Source organism: Bosea sp. NBC_00550, assembly GCF_026020075.1.
Classification (GTDB): Bacteria; Pseudomonadota; Alphaproteobacteria; order Rhizobiales; family Beijerinckiaceae; genus Allobosea.
Map to the genome: position 1 here is coordinate 3,792,763 of NZ_CP102772.1, position 20,034 is coordinate 3,812,796.

General features: G+C 66.7%; 19 protein-coding genes. 17 read left to right on the top strand and 2 right to left on the bottom strand.

All coding sequences use genetic code 11. The features are described 5' to 3' along the window. Nucleotides 1-28: 28 nt before the first annotated feature. Nucleotides 29-1,255 (top strand): MFS transporter, encoded by a 1,227-nt coding sequence (locus NWE53_RS18205; RefSeq protein WP_265050787.1) that lies wholly within the window; start codon nucleotides 29-31, stop codon nucleotides 1,253-1,255. Nucleotides 1,256-1,407: 152 nt separating this feature from the next. On the opposite strand, the gene NWE53_RS18210 is transcribed toward NWE53_RS18205, so the two are convergent. Together NWE53_RS18210 and NWE53_RS18215 are read right to left on the bottom strand one after the other, a co-directional pair. Beyond that, complete coding sequence (locus tag NWE53_RS18210) at nucleotides 1,408-1,764, bottom strand: hypothetical protein (protein WP_265050788.1); 357 nt, start codon at nucleotides 1,762-1,764, stop codon at nucleotides 1,408-1,410. Between the two features lie 12 nt (nucleotides 1,765-1,776). Further along, on the bottom strand, nucleotides 1,777-2,784 hold the full coding sequence (locus NWE53_RS18215; protein WP_265050789.1) for a sugar-binding transcriptional regulator: 1,008 nt from the start codon (nucleotides 2,782-2,784) through the stop codon (nucleotides 1,777-1,779). 157 nt (nucleotides 2,785-2,941) lie between these two features. On the opposite strand from NWE53_RS18215, the gene NWE53_RS18220 reads away from it, so the two are divergent. The 16 genes from NWE53_RS18220 (at nucleotide 2,942) to NWE53_RS18295 (ending at nucleotide 20,004) form a co-directional block, all read left to right on the top strand. Further along, nucleotides 2,942-4,303: an NAD(P)H-dependent oxidoreductase gene (locus tag NWE53_RS18220; protein WP_265050790.1), complete on the top strand. Its 1,362-nt coding sequence runs from the start codon at nucleotides 2,942-2,944 to the stop codon at nucleotides 4,301-4,303. After that, on the top strand, nucleotides 4,300-5,328 hold the full coding sequence (locus NWE53_RS18225) for a thiamine pyrophosphate-dependent dehydrogenase E1 component subunit alpha (RefSeq protein ID WP_265050791.1): 1,029 nt from the start codon (nucleotides 4,300-4,302) through the stop codon (nucleotides 5,326-5,328). Before NWE53_RS18220 ends, NWE53_RS18225 begins: the two co-directional genes overlap by 4 nt. Continuing rightward, complete coding sequence (locus NWE53_RS18230; RefSeq protein WP_265050792.1) at nucleotides 5,318-6,340, top strand: alpha-ketoacid dehydrogenase subunit beta; 1,023 nt, start codon at nucleotides 5,318-5,320, stop codon at nucleotides 6,338-6,340. Before NWE53_RS18225 ends, NWE53_RS18230 begins: the two co-directional genes overlap by 11 nt. After that, on the top strand, nucleotides 6,340-7,569 hold the full coding sequence (locus NWE53_RS18235; protein ID WP_265050793.1) for a dihydrolipoamide acetyltransferase family protein: 1,230 nt from the start codon (nucleotides 6,340-6,342) through the stop codon (nucleotides 7,567-7,569). Before NWE53_RS18230 ends, NWE53_RS18235 begins: the two co-directional genes overlap by 1 nt. Nucleotides 7,570-7,685: 116 nt before the next feature. Beyond that, nucleotides 7,686-8,684: an ABC transporter substrate-binding protein gene (locus tag NWE53_RS18240; RefSeq protein WP_442864846.1), complete on the top strand. Its 999-nt coding sequence runs from the start codon at nucleotides 7,686-7,688 to the stop codon at nucleotides 8,682-8,684. Nucleotides 8,685-8,701: 17 nt separating this feature from the next. Next, a complete protein-coding gene (locus tag NWE53_RS18245; protein ID WP_265050795.1) occupies nucleotides 8,702-10,414 on the top strand; it encodes an ABC transporter permease in 1,713 nt (570 codons plus the stop codon). Further along, a complete protein-coding gene (locus NWE53_RS18250) occupies nucleotides 10,402-11,493 on the top strand; it encodes an ABC transporter ATP-binding protein (protein WP_265050796.1) in 1,092 nt (363 codons plus the stop codon). Before NWE53_RS18245 ends, NWE53_RS18250 begins: the two co-directional genes overlap by 13 nt. Before the next feature lie 10 nt (nucleotides 11,494-11,503). Beyond that, nucleotides 11,504-12,652 carry an MBL fold metallo-hydrolase gene (locus tag NWE53_RS18255; RefSeq protein ID WP_265050797.1) on the top strand — a complete coding sequence of 383 codons (1,149 nt, stop codon included), beginning with the start codon at nucleotides 11,504-11,506 and terminating at the stop codon, nucleotides 12,650-12,652. A 3-nt stretch (nucleotides 12,653-12,655) separates the two neighbouring features. Further along, a complete protein-coding gene (surE, locus tag NWE53_RS18260) occupies nucleotides 12,656-13,429 on the top strand; it encodes a 5'/3'-nucleotidase SurE (protein ID WP_265050798.1) in 774 nt (257 codons plus the stop codon). Between the two features lie 495 nt (nucleotides 13,430-13,924). Continuing rightward, complete coding sequence (locus tag NWE53_RS18265; protein WP_265050799.1) at nucleotides 13,925-14,278, top strand: hypothetical protein; 354 nt, start codon at nucleotides 13,925-13,927, stop codon at nucleotides 14,276-14,278. Nucleotides 14,279-14,402: 124 nt separating this feature from the next. Next, complete coding sequence (locus NWE53_RS18270) at nucleotides 14,403-14,540, top strand: hypothetical protein (RefSeq protein ID WP_265050800.1); 138 nt, start codon at nucleotides 14,403-14,405, stop codon at nucleotides 14,538-14,540. Between the two features lies 1 nt (nucleotide 14,541). Then, entirely contained in the window at nucleotides 14,542-14,799 is a 258-nt protein-coding gene (locus NWE53_RS18275) for a hypothetical protein (protein ID WP_265050801.1), read from the top strand. A 321-nt stretch (nucleotides 14,800-15,120) separates the two neighbouring features. Then, a complete protein-coding gene (locus tag NWE53_RS18280; protein ID WP_265050802.1) occupies nucleotides 15,121-16,080 on the top strand; it encodes a class I mannose-6-phosphate isomerase in 960 nt (319 codons plus the stop codon). Continuing rightward, nucleotides 16,077-18,359, top strand: a complete 2,283-nt coding sequence (locus NWE53_RS18285) for a glycosyltransferase family 4 protein (RefSeq protein ID WP_265050803.1) — start codon at nucleotides 16,077-16,079, stop codon at nucleotides 18,357-18,359. Before NWE53_RS18280 ends, NWE53_RS18285 begins: the two co-directional genes overlap by 4 nt. 38 nt (nucleotides 18,360-18,397) lie before the next feature. Then, nucleotides 18,398-19,774 (top strand): glycoside hydrolase family 130 protein, encoded by a 1,377-nt coding sequence (locus NWE53_RS18290; protein ID WP_265050804.1) that lies wholly within the window; start codon nucleotides 18,398-18,400, stop codon nucleotides 19,772-19,774. Next, nucleotides 19,771-20,004, top strand: coding sequence for a hypothetical protein (locus NWE53_RS18295; RefSeq protein WP_265050805.1), 234 nt, complete (start codon nucleotides 19,771-19,773; stop codon nucleotides 20,002-20,004). Before NWE53_RS18290 ends, NWE53_RS18295 begins: the two co-directional genes overlap by 4 nt. Nucleotides 20,005-20,034: the final 30 nt, after the last annotated feature.

Below are 20,034 nucleotides of genomic sequence, written 5' to 3' on the forward strand. Positions count from 1 at the left end.
TGCCGGAGACCTGCCGGAAGTTTCCGAGATGACCGCCAGCGCACCGACCGCCTCCCCGACCCAAAGCGCCATGATGCCCGTGCTGATCGCGCTCAGCCTGACGCATCTGCTCAACGACATGATCCAGTCGCTGATCCCGGCGATCTACCCGATCATCAAGGAAAGCTACCGGCTGGATTTTGGGCAGATCGGCCTGATCACGCTGACCTTCCAGGTCTCGGCCTCGCTGCTGCAGCCCGCGGTCGGTCTCTACACCGACAAACATCCGATGCCCTATTCGATGGTCGTGGGCATGGGGTTCACGCTCGCGGGCCTCGTGGGCCTGTCCTATGCCGGCAGCTACGGGCTGCTGCTGGCTTCGGCCGCATGCGTCGGCGTCGGCTCCTCGATCTTCCACCCGGAGGCGACGCGCATGGCGCGCAATGCTTCGGGCGGGCAGCATGGGCTGGCGCAAGGCATCTTCCAGGTCGGCGGGCAGACGGGCGGAGCGCTCGGGCCGCTGCTGGCGGCTTTCATCATCGTGCCACGCGGGCAAGGCAGCCTCGCCTGGTTTTCGGTCGCGGCTCTGATCGCCATGGTCCTGATGGTCTGGACCGCCGCGAGCTATGCCCGGCTCGACAAGGCGCGTCCCGCCAAGACTGCGGCCCCGGCTGGCGCCGCGCCGGCCAGGCCCGGTCGGCGTTCGGTCGCCTTCGCGATCACGATCCTGATCGTGCTGCTGTTCTCGAAGAACGCGTATACGGCGAGCTTCACCTCGTTCTACACCTTCTACCTGATCGGAAAGTTCGGCATTTCCGTGCAGAACTCGCAGGTGATGCTGTTCCTCTTCCTGGCCTCCTCGGCGGCGGGAGCGCTCGGTGGCGGCATGCTGGGAGACCGGATCGGCCGCAACAAGATCATCTGGTTCTCGATCCTGGGCGCGCTGCCGTTCACGCTGATCCTGCCCTATGCCGATCTGTTCTGGACAGGCGTGCTGACGATCCTGATCAACCTGATCATGTCGAGCGCCTTCGCGGCGATCCTGATCTACGCGCTGGAACTGCTGCCCGGCCGCGTCGGGTTGGTGGGCGGCTTCTTCTACGGCCTGTCCTTCGGCCTCGGCGGCCTGGCCGCAGCGCTGCTCGGCGAGTTCGCCGACATCATCAGCATCGAGGCGGTCTACAAGATCTGCTCGTTCATTCCGCTGATCGGATTGCTGGCCTGGTTCCTGCCGCGATTGAGCACCAACCCGGCCGGCGCGCGGGCCGGGCATTGACCCGCCCAGGCAAGGTCAGGCGTCGCGACACATAGCGGCGCCTGGGGCTCGACGCTGTCCCCGACCATGGATACCCTGGAACATAGAGTGTCAGCAGTCGCAGAGCGTTTCGCGATCCGGACTTAGCCGTGTCTCGAGGCTTGACCCAGCCGTCACGGCAGGTGCTGGTTCTCGAAGAAGCCGTCCAACGGAATCTGCGTCGTCTTCTCGAAATCATCCATCGCGTCGACAAGCCGCTGCCGATAGCTCAGCAAGGCCAGCAGCAGCTGCGCGGCGTCCCGCGAAAGCCCGTACCGGGCCCAGCTTTCTGCCGTCCGCCGTTCCAGCCCGATCTGATCGCCGAAGGCTTCGACCGTTTCAAAGCCGAGGCCCCGAACGACGTCGAGCAGCTCTTCCGGCGACATCCGCGGCTTCACAACGTGCGAATGCACCCGTTCCAGGACAAGGCGGATATCCGACGGCCGAAATTGCAACGAGTTACGAGCAAACTGCTCGAAGTTGTTCGCCATGATACCTGCTCCCTATGCGCTGATTCGCGCTTCTTTTTGAATCTGCGAGGCGCTGGTTTTCAGAAGCGCCTCGGCGGCACGTTCGTCCGTTATCAGCACCTTCGCGTCGCTTGCCCGCAAAGCCGCGCGGATCGACGCCTCCTTGTCGGCACCGCCGGCCGCGATCGCGACGAGCCCGATCCCCTTCAGATCGGCGGGGCTTACAGCCATGACCCGCCGGTTGACCGGGTGGTCGACCAGCTGTCCCTCTGCATCGATGAAATGACAGACCAGGTCGCCGACGGCTCCGGCCTTTCTAAGAGACGCCAAATCCGATTGCGGCAACAGGCCTTCGCGAAACAGGGTCGAACCCGGAACGAGGTCACCGACGCTGACCAGGGCGATATCCGCCGCCCTGGCGCGTTCGCGCAACTCGCGCAGCGTCGGCTCGCGCCAGAGCGCATCTCGCAGCTCGGCATTCGAGACGAAGACCGGCGCCGTGAGCTGGAAGCAATCCGCCCCGAACATGTCGGCGACGCGGCGCGCCACGGCGGACGGGTTGATGCTGCGCGAATGGGTGAGCCCGCCGAGCAGCGAGACCACCGACATCGCCTCGATCTGGCGCGGCTGGATGCCGCGCAGGGCCTGATTGAGCGTCTGGCCCCAGCCGACAGCGAGCGACATGTTGTCCGTCAACTTGTCGGAGAGCCACAGGCCGGCCGCGTAGCCGACGAGCGACGAAACATTGGCCGGATCCCGTGCCGCCGGCACCACGACAGCCTCATCCAGGCCGAAGGCCGTGACGAGGCCGCGCTCCAGCCCGGCCTGCCGCGCCGAACGCGCATCGATCCTGATCTTGACGAGGCCTTCGTTGCGGGCCGCCGCCAGCATGCGGATCACCTTGATCCGGCTCAGGCCCAGAGCCTCGGCGATATGCTCCTGGGTCAGCCCTTCGACATAGTAGAGCCAGGCGGCGCGGACCTTGGCGTCCGCGACCGGCACATCGCCGTGAATCTGTCCCGCTCCGAATGCGTCTTCCACCGTTGCTCCCGCAGCCTCGCCTCCGGCTGTCTCCCTGCAGCATCACAGCATCACGCCCCCGAAGGCAACCTGTTTGAACATCTGTGCGCTTGACAGCACCAAAGCTATGTTCTTTTGTGCCAATCAAAGAACATATGTCCTAGGGAGATGTCACGACATGGCCGCGATCCTGACGCAGCCGCCTCTCGGCGCGCCCGCCGCCGGCCTGTCCCTGGCCGAGGCGCTGGACCTGCGCGACAAGGCCGGCAAGCCTGTGCGCGTCGGTCTGATCGGCGCCGGCCAGATGGGCACCGACATCGTCGTGCAGATCTCGCAGATGACCGGCATCGAGATCGCGGCGGTGGCCGACATCGCACCTGACCGCGTCACCGAGGCCGCCGCGCTCGCCGGCCGCAAGGGCGAGGTCGATTCGATCTCCGACGAAGCCGGGCTCGAAGCCGCCCGCCGCAAGGGTCGCATCGCCGCGACGACTTCGCTCGACCTGATCTGCCGCTCGCCCTCGGTCGACGTCATCATCGACGCCACGGGCAATCCCGAGGCCGGCTCGCGCGTCGCGCTGACCGCGATCGCCGCGCGCAAGCACATCGTGATGATGAATGTCGAGGCCGACATCACCATCGGCTCCTATCTCGCGGTCGAGGCGGCCAAGGCCGGCGTCGTCTACACGCTGGGCGCCGGCGACGAGCCCGCCGCCGCGATGGAGCTGATCAACTTCATCCGCGCCATGGGCTACCCGGTCGTCGCTGCCGGCAAGGGCAAGAACAATCCCTTCCGCATCGACGCCGTCCCTGCCGATTATGTCGAGGAAGCCAAGCGCCGGAACATGAACCCGCGCATGCTCGTCGAGTTCGTCGACGGCTCGAAGACGATGGTCGAGATGGTCGCCATCGCCAATGCCTGCGGCTTCACCCCCGATATCCCCGGCATGCACGGCCCGGCCGCGCCGAAGGACGAATTGCAGAACTATTTCTGCCCGAAGGAGGAAGGCGGCCTGCTCTCGCACAAGGGGGTGGTCGATTTCTCGGTGGCCAAGGGCGTCGCACCAGGCGTCTTCGCCATCGCCGAGATGCGCCATCCCCGCGTCCGCGAGCGGATGAGCGACCTGCATCTCGGCCCCGGCCCCTACTACTCCTTCTTCCGGCCCTATCACTTGACCAGCTTGGAAGTGCCGCTCTCGGCCGCCGCAGCCACGATCTTCAACCAGAGCCATATGCGCCCACTGCCGATACCGACCTCGGAAGTCGGCTGCGTCGCCAAGCGCGACCTTGCCGCCGGCGAGACGCTCGATGCCATCGGCGAATACGGCTATCGCGGCTTCGCCTTGTCGCGAGCCGATGCGCAGGCGCGCAAGGTCCTGCCGATCGGCCTCGCCCAGGGCGCGACGATGACGCGGCCCGTCCGCAAGGGCGCGCTGATCACGCTGGCCGACGCCACCCCCGACGAGCGGCTCAAGATCGTCGAGGTGCGCCGCGCCCAGGACGCGATGATCGCCGCGCTGACCTCCGGAGCCCAGGCATGAGCGCACGCAAGACAGACGAGATGGCGAGCGCCGGGCTCAAGCCGAACCAGCGGCCGGAGCTCGCCGCGCTCGACGACGAAACGATCGCGCGCGCGCTGATGCGCATGCACCTCATCCGCAAGTTCGAGGAAGCCGCCGAGGCGAGCTATATGCGCGGGCTGATCCACGGCACGATGCATCTCTCGATCGGGCAGGAAGCGAGCGCGGTCGGCACGACGCTGCCGCTCGAAGCGCACGACTACATCCTCTCGACCCATCGCGGCCATGGCCACTGCATCGCGCGCGGCGCCGAGCCGAAGCTGATGTTCGCCGAATTCTTCGGCAAGGAGACCGGCTACTGCAAGGGCCGCGGCGGCTCGATGCACATTGCCGATGTCGAGGGCGGCAACCTCGGCGCCAACGGCATCGTCGGCGGCGGGCTGCCGATCGCGGTCGGCGTCGGCATGAGCATCAAGGCCCAGAAGAACGGCCGGGTCTGCATGGTCTTCTTCGGCGACGGTGCCTCGAATGAAGGTGCCTTCCACGAGGCGCTGAACATGGCCTCGATCTGGAAGCTGCCGGTGGTCTTCGTCTGCGAGAACAACAAATACGGCATGTCGATGGACATCAACCGCGCCATGGCCGTGGCGAACGTCGCGGACCGCGCGAGCGCCTATGGCATGCCCGGCCATTGCCTCGACGGCAACGACCTCGCCGGCGTCGCGGCGGTGGCGAAGGAAGCGATCGCGCGGGCCCGCTCCGGCGATGGCCCTTCCCTGATCGAGTGCAAGACCTATCGCTGGCGCGGCCATTCCAAGAGCGACCGCAATCTCTACCGCACCAAGGAAGAGATCGAGGAGTGGCGCAACCAGGACCCGATCCGGCGGCTGGAGGACGAGCTCAAGGCGCATGACCGCTTCGACGCCACGGCGCTGATGAAGCTGGAAGAGGACGCCCAGCGCGACATCGACGCCTCCGTCGAATTCGCCCGCACCTGCCCGGACCCCGATCCGAAAGACCTGACCCGTGACGTCTATGCCCTCTGACACGCTCGAAGCCGCAAACGAGATCCGCGAGCTGTCCTATGCCGAGGCGGTGCGCGAGGCGCTCGGCCAGGCGATGGAGGCCGATGAGCGCGTCTTCCTCTTCGGCGAGGATGTCGGCGTCTATGGCGGCGCCTTCGGCGTCTCCGGTGACCTCGTCCACCGCTTCGGCAAGGACCGCGTGATCGATACGCCGATCAGCGAGCTCGGCATTGCCGGCGCCGCGGTCGGCGCCGCGATCACCGGCATGCGCCCTGTGCTGGAGATTCAGTTCTCGGATTTCGTCACGCTGGCCATGGAACAGCTCGTCAACCAGGCGGCCAAGATCCGCTTCATGTTCGGCGGCAAGGCGAGCGTTCCGATGGTGGTGCGCCTGCCCGGCGGCTCCGGCACCGGCGCCGCTGCCCAGCACAGCCAGAGCCTGGAAGCTTGGTTCGCCCATGTGCCGGGGCTGAAGGTCCTGCAGCCGAGCACCCCGCATGACGCCAAGGGAATGCTGCTCGCCGCCATCGACGACCCCAACCCCGTCCTGATCTTCGAGCACAAGCTGCTCTACAAGACCAAGGGCCACGTCCCGGCCGAGGCTTATCGCGTGCCGATCGGTCAGGCGGCGATCCGCCGCGAGGGCGGGGACATCACCATCGTCGGCTCCTCGATCATGGCCCGCAAGGCCGAAGCCGCCGCCGAGCGGCTCGCCGCCGATGGCATCTCGGCCGAGGTCATCGACCTGCGCTCGATCCGGCCGATCGACTTCACCACCATCGCCGAGAGCGTGCGCAAGACGCACCGCCTGCTCGTCGTCTACGAGGGCGTCAAGACCATGGGCATCGGTGCCGAGATCTCGGCGATGATCGCCGAGAGCGAGGTCTTCGATTTCCTCGACGCGCCCATCATCCGGCTCGGCGGCGCCGATGCACCGATCCCCTATAATCCGGTGCTGGAGAAGGCCGCCGTCCCGCAGGAGGACGACATCGTCGCCGCGGCCACCAACCTCGTCCGCCGCGGGGAAGCCTGATGCCGGTCGAGGTCATCCTCCCCAAGGTCGACATGGACATGGAGACGGGCACGATCGAGGCCTGGCATGTCAAGGAAGGCGACCTCGTCCGCCAGGGCGACACGATCTTCGAGATCGGCACCAACAAGGCCGTGATGGAGGTCGAGGCGCCGGCAACAGGCGCAATCCGCGGCCTCAAGCTCGAAACCGGCGTGCCGATCACGGTTGGCACGCCCGTCGCCTGGATCTACCTCGACGGCGAGGCCGCCACCACGCCGTCCGAGCCGGCAGCCGCTGCGGCTCCCGTAGCGGCTGCCACACTCGCACCGCCGGAGGCACCGGTCGCTCCGGCTCCGACCGCATCCACCACGTCCGGTCTGCGCGCCACGCCGCTCGCCCGCCGCATCGCGCGTCAGAACAGCCTCGATCTCAGCATCGTGGCCGGAACCGGCCCCCGCGGACGCATCGGCGAAGCGGATGTGAAGCGCCATCTGGAACAGAAGCCCCGTTGCGCTCCCGCGCAGGAGGCACGCCCGGCTCCGCCTGCACCCGCGAGCGCTTCCGAAGGCCGGCTGCAGCCCTTCTCGGCGATCCGCCGCATCGTCGCGAACCGGCTCTCCGAGAGTATGCGCACGGCGCCGCATTTCTATCTCACCTCCGAGATCGAGATGAGCGCATCGCGCGATCTGCTGCGCCGCCTCGCCGCCCGTCATGAGCGCATCGGCGCGCCCAAGCCCAGCATCACCGTACTGATCGCCCGCATCGCCGCCCGCGTCCTGCGCGACCACCCGGTCATCAACGCATCCGTCGAGGGCGAGGCGACACGCTTCCACGAGCGCGTCGACATCGGCATCGCCATGGAGCGTGACGGCAATCTCGTCGTCCCCGTGCTGCGCGATGCCGGCAGCATGGACATGCCGGCGATGACGCGCGAATTCGCGAGGCTGCGCGATGGCATGGCGAACCGCACGCTCACCCCGGCGGAGCTCGGCGGCGGCACCTTCACCATCTCCAATCTCGGCATGTACGGCGTCGACAGCTTCACCGCGATCATCAACCCGCCGCAGGGCGCGATCCTCGCGGTCGGCCGCACCGTCGACAAGCCGGTGGGTCGGGACGGGCAGATCGTGCTCAGGCCGATGGCGAATTTCACGCTGTCCTCGGATCACCGGATCGTCGACGGCGTCGCCGCCGCGCGCTTCATGGCCGATCTGCGCGAGGCGCTGGAAAGCCCCGAGGTACTTTTGTGATTGAAGGGCGTTCGCGGCCGAGCAAGGACGCGAATTGCCGGCTATAGATCATCGCAGTGCAAGATCGACCATCGCAACGGGCGTAAAGGTCGACGGCGAACAACGGAGGAGATGAAATGATGACCCAGACGAGACGCAAATTCATAATGGCGGCGGCCTTCGGCGCGCTGATCGCCGCTGCTCCGGCCTTCGCGCAAGCGCCTTCGGGCAAGCTCGTGCTCTACACCTCGCAGCCGGAGAAGGATGCGGCACAGACGACGGCGGCCTTCAAGAAGGCCTACCCGAATGTCGAGATCGATATCTTCCGCTCCGGCACGACCGAGGTGATGGGCAAGCTCGCCGCCGAGATCTCGGCCGGCCAGCCCAGCGCCGACGTGCTGCTGATCGCCGATGCCGCGAGCATGGAGATCCTGAAGGGCCAGAAGCAGCTTCTCGCCTATCCCGGCGCCAAGACCGACGGCCTGCAGGCTGGCTCCTTCGACGCCGACAAGACCTATTTCGGCTCGAAGCTGATCACCACCGGCATCGCCTACAACACCGCCGCCAAGGAGAAGCCAACCTCCTGGACCGATCTCGACAAGCCCTCCTACAAGGGCCAGATCTCGATGCCGAGCCCGCTCTATTCGGGTGCGGCCGCGATCATGCTCTCGACCATGACGGCCCGGCCCGATCTCGGCTGGAAGCTTTTCGAGGGGCTGAAAGCCAATGAAGCTGTCGCCGTGCGCGGCAACGGCGCCGTGCTGCGCTCGGTCGCCACCGGCGAGAAGGCTTACGGCGTGCTGGTCGACTTCATGGCCTACAACGCCAAGAAGCAGGGCTCGCCGATCGACTTCGTCTTCCCGAAGGAAGGCGCTCCGGCCGTGACCGAACCCGTCGCGATCGTGAAATCGACCAAGAACGAGGCGGCCGCCAAGGCCTTCGTCGACTTCATCCTCTCCGATGACGGGCAGAAGCTCGCGCTCTCGATGGGCTACATCCCGGCCAAGCCGAGCGTCGGCTCGCCCGCCTGGCTGCCGGAGGGCACCAAGATCAACGTCATGGCCTCCGACATCGCGGCGGTGGTCAAGGCGACCGAGGCCGACAAGGCCCGCTTCGCCACGATGTTCGGCAACTGAGCTCCGGACGGGTGCGCATGTCCCTCGCCGATACCGCGACGCTGCGCACGCGCGTCGAGGAGACGGGCCTCCTCTGGGGGCTCGTCGGTCTCGTCGCGCTGCTTTCGCTGCTGCCGATCGGGCGGCTGGTCGTCGAGGGGCTTGCCCCCGGCGGCCAGTTCTCGACGACGGCGCTCGGCAAGGTCCTCGCCAGCCCGGCGACCTGGACGGCGACCGCCAACAGCCTGATCACCGCGATATCCGGCACCGTGCTTGCCGTCCTGATCGGCGGCACGGTCGCGCTGCTGGCGACGCTGACCGACATCCGCGCCCGCAACGCCTTCACCTTCTGCTTCGTGCTGCCGCTGATGATCGCGCCACAGGTCACGGCGCTCGCCTGGCTCCAGCTCTTCGGCCCGTCGAGCACGCTGCTCAAGCTGATCGGCATGGCGCCGCCGCTCGGCAGCCGCAACCCGCTCTATTCGCGCGAGGGCATCATCCTGCTGCTCGGGCTGCAATATGCGCCGCTGGTCTTCCTGACGCTGCGCGCCGGCCTGCGCGCCCTGCCCAAGGAATTGATCGAGGCCGGCCTTGCCGCCGGCGCCAGCCCGCTCACCGTGCTGCGCACCGTCGTGCTGCCGCTGATGACGCCACCGCTCGTCGCCGGCATTGCGCTCTGCTTCGTCTCCTGCCTCGGCAATTTCGGTATTCCCGCCTTCCTCGGTATTCCCGGAAACTTCCTCGTCCTGCCGACACTGATCTACCAGCGCCTCGCGGGCCTCGGGCCGGGCGTGCTCTCGGAGGTCGCGATCCTGTCGCTGCTGATCGGCATCATCGCCATGGTCGGCATCCTGCTGCAGGATTTCATGATGCGCCGCCGCGATTTCCGCATCACCACGACCTCGAGCGCCGCGCGGCCCTTCGAGCTCGGGCGCTGGCGCGCGCCGGTCGAGACGCTGATCTGGACCTTCGCCATCCTCGTCCTGGCGCTACCCTTCCTCGGCCTGCTCTCGACCTCGCTGATCCCGGCCTTCGGCGTGCCGCTCAACGCGGCGACGGCGACATTCGCGAACTACGCCTATGTGCTGTTCGAGCACGCCGCCTCGAAGCGCGCCTTCGTCAACAGCTTCCTGATGTCGGCCGGAGCCGCGATCCTGATCGTGCTGATCTGCGTGCCGCTCGGCTACTTCATCGTCTGGAAGAAGTCGCGCGCTCTGCGACTGCTCAACCTCGCGGCCGAGCTGCCCTACGCCATGCCCGGCGTGGTGCTTGCCATCGCCGCGATCCTGCTCTTCCTGAAGCCGCTGCCGGTGCTCGGTGTCTCGATCTACAACACGGTCTGGATCATCGTCTTCGCCTATCTCGCCCGCTTCCTCGTGCTCGGCCTGCGGCCGATCGTCAGCGGCTATCTGCAGATCGACCGCACGCTGGAGGAGGCCGCGCAGATCGCCGGTGCCGGCCTTCCGCGTCGCCTCGTCACCATCATCTTCCCGCTGGTCGCGCCGGCGGCCGTGGCGGGCGCGCTCTTGATCTTCCTCACCGCCTTCAACGAGTTGACGGTTTCGGCGCTGCTCTGGTCGTCCGGGGCCGAGACGCTCGGCGTCGTCGTCTTCTCCTTCGAGCAGGGCGGCGATTCCACCTACGCCTCGGCGCTGGCGACGATCACCGTGCTCGTCACGGTCGCCCTGATGGCTTCGACGACCCTCTTCGCCCAAAAACTGCCCCAGGGAGTCCTGCCGTGGCGCGACTGACCATCGAGCGGGCGCAGAAGCGCTTCGGCTCCTATATCGCCCTGGACGACGTCTCGATCGATGTCGAGGACGGCGAATTCCTGGCCGTGCTCGGCGCTTCCGGCTGCGGCAAGACCACGCTGCTGCGCCAGATCGCCGGCTTCGACAAGCTCGACGGCGGTGCGATCCGCATCGGCGACCGGCTCGTTTCCTCCCCCGAGCAGCATGTTCCGCCCGAGCATCGCAAGCTCGGCATCGTCTTCCAGTCCTATGCGCTCTGGCCGCATATGACGGTGGCGGAGAACGTCGCCTACGGGCTGACCGTCGCCGGCGTGCGCGATCCCGAGCGAGCACGTCGCGTCGCGGCGGCCCTCGATCTCGTCGGCTTGAACGGCTTCGCCGAGCGCCGGCCGGGCATGCTTTCCGGCGGCCAGCGCCAGCGCGTCGCGCTCGCCCGCTGCCTCGTCACCGAGCCCTCGCTGGTGCTGCTCGACGAGCCGCTCGCCAATCTCGACGTCCACCTGCGCGCCTCGATGGAGGAGGAATTCTCCCGTTTCCATGAGCGCACCGGCACCACCATGGTCTACATCACCCATGACCAGGCCGAGGCGATGGCGCTGGCCGACCGCATCGCCGTGATGGATCGGGGCCGTTTGCTCCAGCTCGCTACGCCCTCGATGCTCTATCGCGAGCCCGCCAACGTCACCGTCGCCGGCTTCATCGGCGACGGCATGGTGCTGCCCGCGACCGTGCTGTCGGCGCCCCAGGCCGGCCGCTGCAAGGTCAGCGTGCTCGGCGTCGAGGCGGTGGTGCGTTGCCGGCCGGACCAGGCCGTGACCGACCAGGCGAAGCTCTGCCTGCGGGCGCGCGACATCGGAATTGCCCCTGCGGGCGCTGAAGGGCTCACCGGCACGGTGGAGCGCCTGTCCTATCAGGGCGGTTTCTTCAGGCTCGAAGCCCGCCCCGCCGCCAGCAACGACCTCGTGCTGCATCTCGATGCCGCCGAACCCACGCCGGCCCAGGCCGGCGACGCGATCCGCATCGCGATCCATGACGGCTGGGTTATCCCCGAAGCCGGAATCATGGACAAAGCCGCGTGAGACCGGCCGCATGAAACTGAAGATCCACGGCGGGATCGGCGAGAAGGGCCGGACCTGCATCGGTATCGAACACGGCGGAACCCGGCTTCTGCTCGATGTCGGCGTCGACACCAGCGCGCCGCGAGGGCCCGGCTACTATCCCGCGATCACGCCTGACGAACTGAAGCGGCTCGATGCGATCGTCGTGACGCATGCGCATGAGGACCATGTCGCGGCCCTCGGCTGGTGCGTCGCCCACGGCTTTTCGGGCCGCATCCTGATGACGGCCGAGAGTGCCGCCGAAACCGACGCGACACTTGCGGCGTATGCGACGCCGCAGGAGCGCGCGCTCGCCGCGCAGGCCACGCCCGAGATCATCGCCGCTGGCGAGGATTTCAGGATCGGCCCGATCGCGGTCCGGACCGGCCGCAGCGGGCATGTCGTCGGCGGCGTCTGGTGCCATCTGAGTGCGGATGGCCGCAGTGTCGGCTATTGCGGCGATGTCGTGCCGGCGAGCCCGGTCTTCGCCATGGACCCGCTGCCGCCCTGCGACCTGTTGCTGGTCGATGCCTCCTATGGCGAGGACCGTATCCCGGCGGCCGAACGCGGCGCTGCCATCAGGCGCTGGCTCGCGGGGCATCCGCAGGGCGCCGTACTGCCGACGCCGTTATCCGGCCGTTCCATCGAGCTGATCGGGCTCATCGAAGGCCCCATCGCCATCCACCAGTCGATGCACGCCGCACTGGCTCAACAGATAGCGGCCTCCGCCTGGCTGAAACCGGGGAGCGTCGACCTGCTGTCGGCGCGCTTCGCCGAGGCGTCACTGTGGGAAGAAGGGCAGAAGCTGCCGCCGGCGGCGCTGCTGTGCGACGATGGCATGGGGCTCTCGGGTCCGTCCAAGGCCGCGCTTGCCCAGGCACGCCGCGACGGGCACCCGGTGCTGCTGACCGGCCATGTCCCCAAAGGCAGCCCCGCCGATGCCATGCGTGCTGCCGGAGCGGCGGACTGGCTGCGCTTCCCGACCCATCCGACCCTGGCCGAGAACGCGGCCATCGCCGCGGCGAGCGGGGCTGGCCGCGTCCTCGCCCATTCCTGCGATGCGGCGACGGCCCGCGCGCTCGCAGCCGACATTCCAAACCTCATCGCCGACCTCAAGCCCGGCGATATCATCGAGATCTGACCCATGCGTATCCTGATCGCCAATGACGACGGCATCGACGCCCCCGGCATCGCGTTGCTGCGACGGGCAGCCTCCCGTGTCGCCACCGACATCTGGGTCGTCGCGCCCGAGCGGAAATGGACGGCGGCCAGCCATCACCTCTCCTTCGACCGCGATCTGACGCTGACGCGTCGCGAAAAGCAGGTCCATGCGCTCGACGGGACGCCGGCCGATTGCGTCGTTGCCGCGATGACCGTGTTGTTCCGTGACGGCGGCAAACCGGACCTCGTGCTTTCCGGCGTCAATGACGGCCGCAACGCCGCCGAGGACGCCGCCTATTCCGGGACGCTCTCGATCGCCCGCGAGGCGAGCTTCTGGGACGTTCCCGCCATCGGCTTCTCCCGCACCAAAGGCGGGACATCCGAGGAGCAGGATGTCGCCGCGCTGGCGGCCCTGATCGACAATCTCTGGCAGCGCCGCGCCGCCTGGAGCCGCGAAGGCGCCTATCTCAGCGTCAACCTGCCGAAGGAGCTTCCGGCCACGATCGGCCTCGCCACGATCGGCCGCGACAAGATCGCCGGCGCCGCCGACGTACAGGCCGAGGACGGGGACCGCATCGTCTGGCGCATCCGCCGGGGCCGTCCGCATACCAGCCGCCCGGGCGACGAGAACAGCCTGATCGACTCCGGCCGCATCGCCATCGTCCGGCATTGCTGGATCGACGGCGCCCCGCTGGACGCCGACCTTGCCGCCGATCTCAACACAGCCCTGTCTCGGACCTCCGCTTCACCGGTCTGAGAAGAGGATCTCCATGGCACCGAGCTCCTGAGCGGGCATCGCGAGCGATTCAGGCCGCTCCGGCCTCCGCCCGCGTTTGTCTTTGGAATGCCATGCCTGTTGGCCGTTGAGCCGACAGGGCGCCCGGTAGACAGCCTCAAACTGATCTCTGCGCTGATCTCGTCAATCGCCCACCGGAGTGGATTGGCATGACGAATTCGGCCACGACGCTCTCTGGACCAGTATCCGCGCGCCTGGCACTCGCGATCGGTCTTGTTGCACAGCCCGCAGTCGCAATCTCTAATATTCTAGCGATTTCAGCGGCAAATAGCGTCTCGATGACGGATCGTTTTCGCGCAAAACCTGATTAATCAATTGGATTGATGAGGAAGTTACCAGATAAATCGGAATATTCGGCCTCAGCTTTAAAAGTGAATTATTATAAATATTTTGCGCCGCAATGTGCTATTATGTTCTTCGGAAGGTATTTTCTTCCGTAGAACGGAAGGCTGTGCCATGAAAATCCCCACACAAACCAAGCCTGCCATCTGGGGCGCCGTTGGTGGTGCGATTGCCCTTGCCGTTGTCGGGTTCACCTGGGGCGGCTGGTCAACGGCCTCGTCAAGTGAACGCCTGGCGAAACTGAGAGCCGAGAACGCCGTTGTCTCCGTCCTGTCGCCGATCTGCGTGAGCAATTTTCAAAAGCAACCCAATGCCGATGCCGCACTCTCTGAACTGAAGAAGATCAGTTCGTGGAGTCAGGGCGATTTCATCGCCAAGGGCGGCTGGGCCACGATGGTCGGCAGCACGTCGGCGGACTCGGCGGTCGCAAAGGCCTGTGCCGAAACTCTCGGCATGCCCAAGACCTGAGCCCGATCGCTGCGATCGCCGCGAAGGATGCGACGTCTATCGAGCTGGCATGCGCTGCTCCGTGCGATCCGCGCGGAGCATTGGCCATGCTGGGCACCTGCAAACCCGACATTCGGAGATCACAATGGCCAAGGGACAGACACGCGGGAATCGAGAGGCCAAGAAACCCAAGAAGAAAAAGGAAGCCGTGGCGGTGGCCGTAGCGGTCAGGGGAATGCCGGCACCGCTCGAACTTGCGAGCAAAACCAAGAAAAAGAGCTGAAGTGAACATTCGCAGCCGGGAAACCACAGTCACATTCAACAACCCTTTCAGGCTGAGCGCGCTCGACCACGTGCAGCCTGCAGGGACCTACCGCGTGGTGGTCGACGAGGAGGAGATTCCGGCCGTCTCCTTCCTCGCCTATCGCCAGATTGCCACCATGCTGCACACCCCGGCGCTGTCTTCGTCCGGCCGTTCCCAGGTGTTCACGGTGAACTCCGGCGAGCTGGCGAGCGCGCTGGAGGCCGACGTCGGCGCTTAAACGGACGTCTGCGAGGCGGCGCCGCGCGGACAACCTCTGCGAAACCCGTTGAATGCGGTTTCGCGCAACTGGCAGTTCGCCCCTCACCTGCCATCGCGTATGTCGCCGCTGCGTCGAAAGCGGCTCGCTCAGCACGATCGCTCGGAAGACTGCTCCAACATGTGGAGCGCAGGCGGCGCCCTTCCGACGCGCGCCGGCCGCCCGGCACCGCCCGTGAAGGGTGGCAGCCCGCACCGGTGTCACGACACGCCGCCGCCGACCATGGCCACATCGCGCGACAATCCGTCGAGCGATTGCCGGCCTGCGAACCAGGAGCCCAACATGGCGCTCGAACAAGCCTGCATAGAGATGATGCCTAAACCCTGGGGGTCTACCGACCTCCTTCCCTGGAGCACGACCGGGCACCCCAGCGTTCCGATCGGCGAGCTCTGGTTCCAGCGCTGCGACCCGCATGCGCCGGAGCCGGCCTTGCTGCTCAAACTGCTGTTCACCAGGGAGGCGCTGTCCATCCAGGTGCATCCGGACGACGCCACCGCCCATGGGATGGGGCTGCCGCGCGGCAAGACGGAAGCCTGGTACATCCTGTCCGCGGCGGCTGATGCCACAGTCGGTGTCGGCCTCACATCGGTCATCACTCCGGAGCGGCTGCGTGCGGCCATTGCCGATGGCTCGATCGGCCAGCTTGTCGCATGGCACCAACCGCTGAAGGACGACGTCATCGCCGTCCCGGCCGGAACCATCCACGCGATCGGCCCGGGCCTCGTGCTCGCCGAGATCCAGCAGCGCAGCGATACAACGTTCCGGCTGTTCGACCATGGCCGTGCCCGCGAACTTCATATCGAGCAGGGCGTCGCGGTCGCTCATGCCCGGCCTGCGAAGCCTGCCGTGCCGGTGCGGCGGCTGGGCGATGTCCGGACCGTGCTCGTCGCAAATCCTTACTTCGTCTTCGAGCGGATCGACTTGCCTGCCGGATCGATCTGGGATCTCGATGCCCGCCGCGAGACCTGGCTGGCCGCCATCGCCGGCGACGCCACGATCGACGTCTTGCAGATCGGCATCGGCCAAGGCTGCTTCATCGAGGCGCAGACCGTGCGCATCGTGCCGGGCGAGGGCGGGCTGTCCTGCCTGGTCGCCTACGACGCCGCAACGCCCGGCCGCGATCTCCTGCATCGTGTCGACGGCCACGGCATCCCAGCGCTCCGGGAGACGGTCGCCCCGCCGACCGGACCGCCTCCGACATTCGCGCAATCGCCGGTTCCGTCCACGGAGGTAAGATCATGAGTCCGACCAAACGCATCGCCTTTATCGGCAATTCGCTGCCCCGCCGCTGCGGGATCGCGACCTTCACCACGGATCTGCAGCAGGCGATCGCGTCCTCCGATGTCGATACCTCCATCATCGCCATGAACGACCATGGTGATGGCTATGACTACCCGATCTCCGTGCATTGCCAGATCGCCGACGACCGGCTCGAGGACTATGCCCGCGCCGCCGACTTCCTGAATGAGGGCCGTTTCGACGTCGTCTCCCTCCAGCACGAGTTCGGCATCTTCGGCGGTGAGGCCGGCGGCCATATCATGACGCTGCTGTCGCGCCTGACGATGCCGGTCGTCACCACGCTCCATACCGTGCTGGCCGAGCCGACGCCGCTGCAGCGCAACGTGATGGAACGGGTCGTCGATGCCTCGGCGCGCGTCGTCGTCATGGCCGAGAAGGGCCGCGATCTGTTGCGCACCGTCTATCGGCTGCCGGCCGACAAGATCGAGGTGATCGCACACGGCATTCCCGAATTCGCTTTCGTCGAGCCCGATGAGGCGAAGAAGCGGCTGGGTTTCAGCGGCCACTCGGTCATCCTGACTTTCGGCCTGCTGTCGCCCAACAAGGGCATCGAGGTCATGATCGACGCGATGCCCTCGATCCTGAGGCGCCGTCCCGATGCGATCTATGTCGTTCTGGGTGCGACGCATCCCAATCTCGTCCGCGAGCGTGGCGAGGCCTATCGGGAGAGCCTGATGCGGCGCGTGCGCGAGCTGGGGGTCGAGGACCATGTCGTCTTCCTCGACCAGTTCGTCGATCAGGCGACGCTGCTCGGCTTCATCTCGATGTGCGATGTCTATGTCACGCCCTATCTCAACGAGGCGCAGATGACATCGGGCACGCTGGCCTACAGTTTCGGGCTCGGCAAGGCCGTGGTTTCGACGCCCTACTGGCATGCCAGGGAATTGCTCGCCGACGGGCGCGGCATCCTCGTGCCGTTCGGCGATCCCATCGCGATCGGCAACGAGATCGCCAGCCTGCTGACCGATGCTCCCCGGCGCCAGGCCATGAGGCTGCGCGCCTATGCGAGCAGCCGCTCGATGACCTGGGAGCGGACCGCGAAGCGTTATCTCGCCGCCTTCGAGACGGCCCGTCGGGGCCGCATGCTGAGCGTCATCGCGGGCGACGGCGAGCCGAGGCCTGTGCCGGCAATGACGGCACCGCCCAAGCTGCAGACCGGCCATCTCCTGAGCATGTGCGACGATACCGGGCTGTTCCAGCACGCCGTCCATTCCGTGCCGGATCGTGCGCATGGCTATTGCGTCGACGACAATGCCCGTGCGCTGCTCCTCGCCAGTGTCTTGAACGGCACCGGCGAGCCGCCTCTGGCGGACGTGCTCACGGCGCGCTTCGCCTCCTTCGTCCAGCATGCCTGGAATCCCGATCGACGGCGCTTCCGCAACTTCATGAGCTTCGACAGGCGCTGGCTCGAGGATGCCGGCTCGGAAGACAGCCATGGGCGCACGCTCTGGGCGCTCGGTGTCTGCGCGCGTGACGACGCGAGCGTTTCGCGGCGGCGATGGGCCGCCGCCCTCTTCGCCGAAGCCTTGCCTGTCGTCGAGAGCTTCAGCTCGCCGCGCGCCTGGGCCTTCGCCCTGCTGGGCCTCGATGCTTACGGCACCATCGCCGGTGGGTCGGCCATTGCCGTCTCTTCGTTGCGCACGCTGCTCGCCGACCGTCTGCTCGGCCTGATGGCGGCGGTCGAGACGCCGGACTGGGTCTGGTTCGAGGACGGGCTCTCCTATGACAATGCGCGCCTGCCGCAGGCCCTGATCGCGACGGGGATATCGATGAAGGTTCCAGCCTATGTCGAAGCCGGCCTGCGCTCGCTGCGCTGGCTCGCGCATCTCCAGACCACGCCGGCGGGCCTGTTCAGGCCGGTCGGCTCGGAGAGCTTCGGCGACAGGCGCAGCGCGCCGAAAGCGTTCGACCAGCAGCCGCTGGAAGCGACGGCGACGATTTCCGCATGCCTGGCGGCCTGGAGTGCCGATGGCGACCCGCAATGGCGCACCGAAGCAGCGCGCGCTTTCGCCTGGTTCCTGGGCGATAACGATCTCTCGGTACCGTTGGTCGACCTCGACACCGGCGCCTGCCGCGACGGGCTGCATCGCGATCGGCCGAATGAGAACCGCGGCGGCGAATCCGTGGTATCCTATCTGCTCAGTCTCGCCGAGATTCGCCAGCTTGCCCGCATCAGCGGGGATCGCCCGAAACTGGCGCCGCTTCGGGTCTTGCACGCCTGAGCCTTCGGCGAACTTGCACAAACAGATCGGCGGACGTCTTGTCCCAGCCCACTTTTCTGAACAGGCAGGCCCTCTCCCTGCACCCCGACCCTTCAAGGGTCGTCGTGCGCCGGTTCGGCCCCGCGGCCGAGCCGCGGAATTTCAACGCCGCCGAGAAGGCCAAGGCGAACCATATCGTCGAGCGGGTGCTGTCGCTCGACCCGGCGGCGGCGGCAAGCCTGCTTGCCGAGGTGCTCGAGAATTTCAACGGTCGGCACCGCAACCTGCTGGAGAGGTTCGAGGCGCGGGCCGACGAAATGGAGGACGCCTTCGCCACGCATGGCGCCTTCACAGGGGTTCAGCGCCAGCTGGTCGGAGCCTATTTTCTGCATGAGTATTCGTTCGAGGCGGCAGCACTCTTCAATCCCAGCATCGTGCTGCATCCCGACCAGTCCGGCGCTCCCGCAGGGGGGTGCCGCTTCATCCTGAGCGTTCGTGCCGTTGGCGAGGGGCATATCTCGTCCCTGACCTTCCGCTCCGGATCGATCGCGGCCGATGGCGGCATCACCATCGACCCGACCTCGCGCCTGGCGACGATCGCCACCCTGCACAACCGCATGGCGCGCCTCGACGGCGAAGATGTCGAGGTCGTCTTCGCGGCCGATATCGACATCAGCGAACGCGTGATCTTTCCCGTGACCGCGCCCCAGTCGAACGGCATCGAGGATGCGCGCTTCGTCGCATGCGAGGAGGACGGCGAGACCGTCTACCGCGCCACCTATACCGCCTATGACGGCAGGGCGATCCGCTCGGAGCTGATCGAGACGCGTGACTTCCTGTCGTTCCGGCTGTCGCCGCTGCGGGGCTCCGCCGCCGTGAACAAGGGCATGGCGCTGTTTCCGCGCAAGCTCGACGGCCGTTACGCCATGATCGCGAGACAGGACAATGAGAACCTCTACCTGATCTATTCGGACGATCTCCTCCTCTGGAACGGCGGGGTCGAGATCCTGACGCCGCGATTTCCGTGGGAGTTCGTTCAAATCGGCACCTGCGGCTCCCCGATCGAACTTGACGAGGGCTGGCTGCTGCTGACCCACGGCGTCGGAGCGGTGCGGAAATACACGATCGGCGCCGTTCTGCTCGACAAGGCGGACCCGTCGAAGGTGCTGGCTCGCCTGCGCGAGCCTTTCGTCCAGCCCGAGCCCTCGGAACGGGAAGGCTATGTTCCCAACGTCGTCTACACCTGCGGCGCGATGCGCCACGGCGATATGATCGTCCTGCCCTATGCGGTCTCGGACAGCTTCTGCCATTTCGCCACGGTGAGGATCGCCGCGCTGCTGGACGCGATGGAGATTTCCGATGCACCCTTGGGTGCCCGCGACCAAGACGAGCGGCTTCCCGCCGGGGAGCCCATCTTCGAAAGGGAAAAATCATGACCGAACAACCCATCAAGGTCGGCGATATCGTCCGCCTTTCATTCGGCTTCGCCGACCGGTCCGGAACGGGCGAATATGAGATCGTTCGCTTGATGCCTGTGCAGCAAAGCGGCGAGCGTCAGTACCGGGTCCGCGGCGCCGACGGTCGCGAGCGAGCGATCGAGCACAACCAGATCGTGGTTTCGAAATCGGCGGCGGCCGACTCCCCGCAGCAGCCGCAGCTACTGTGACGGCTCGGGGAGCCGCCAATCAGGAGAAAG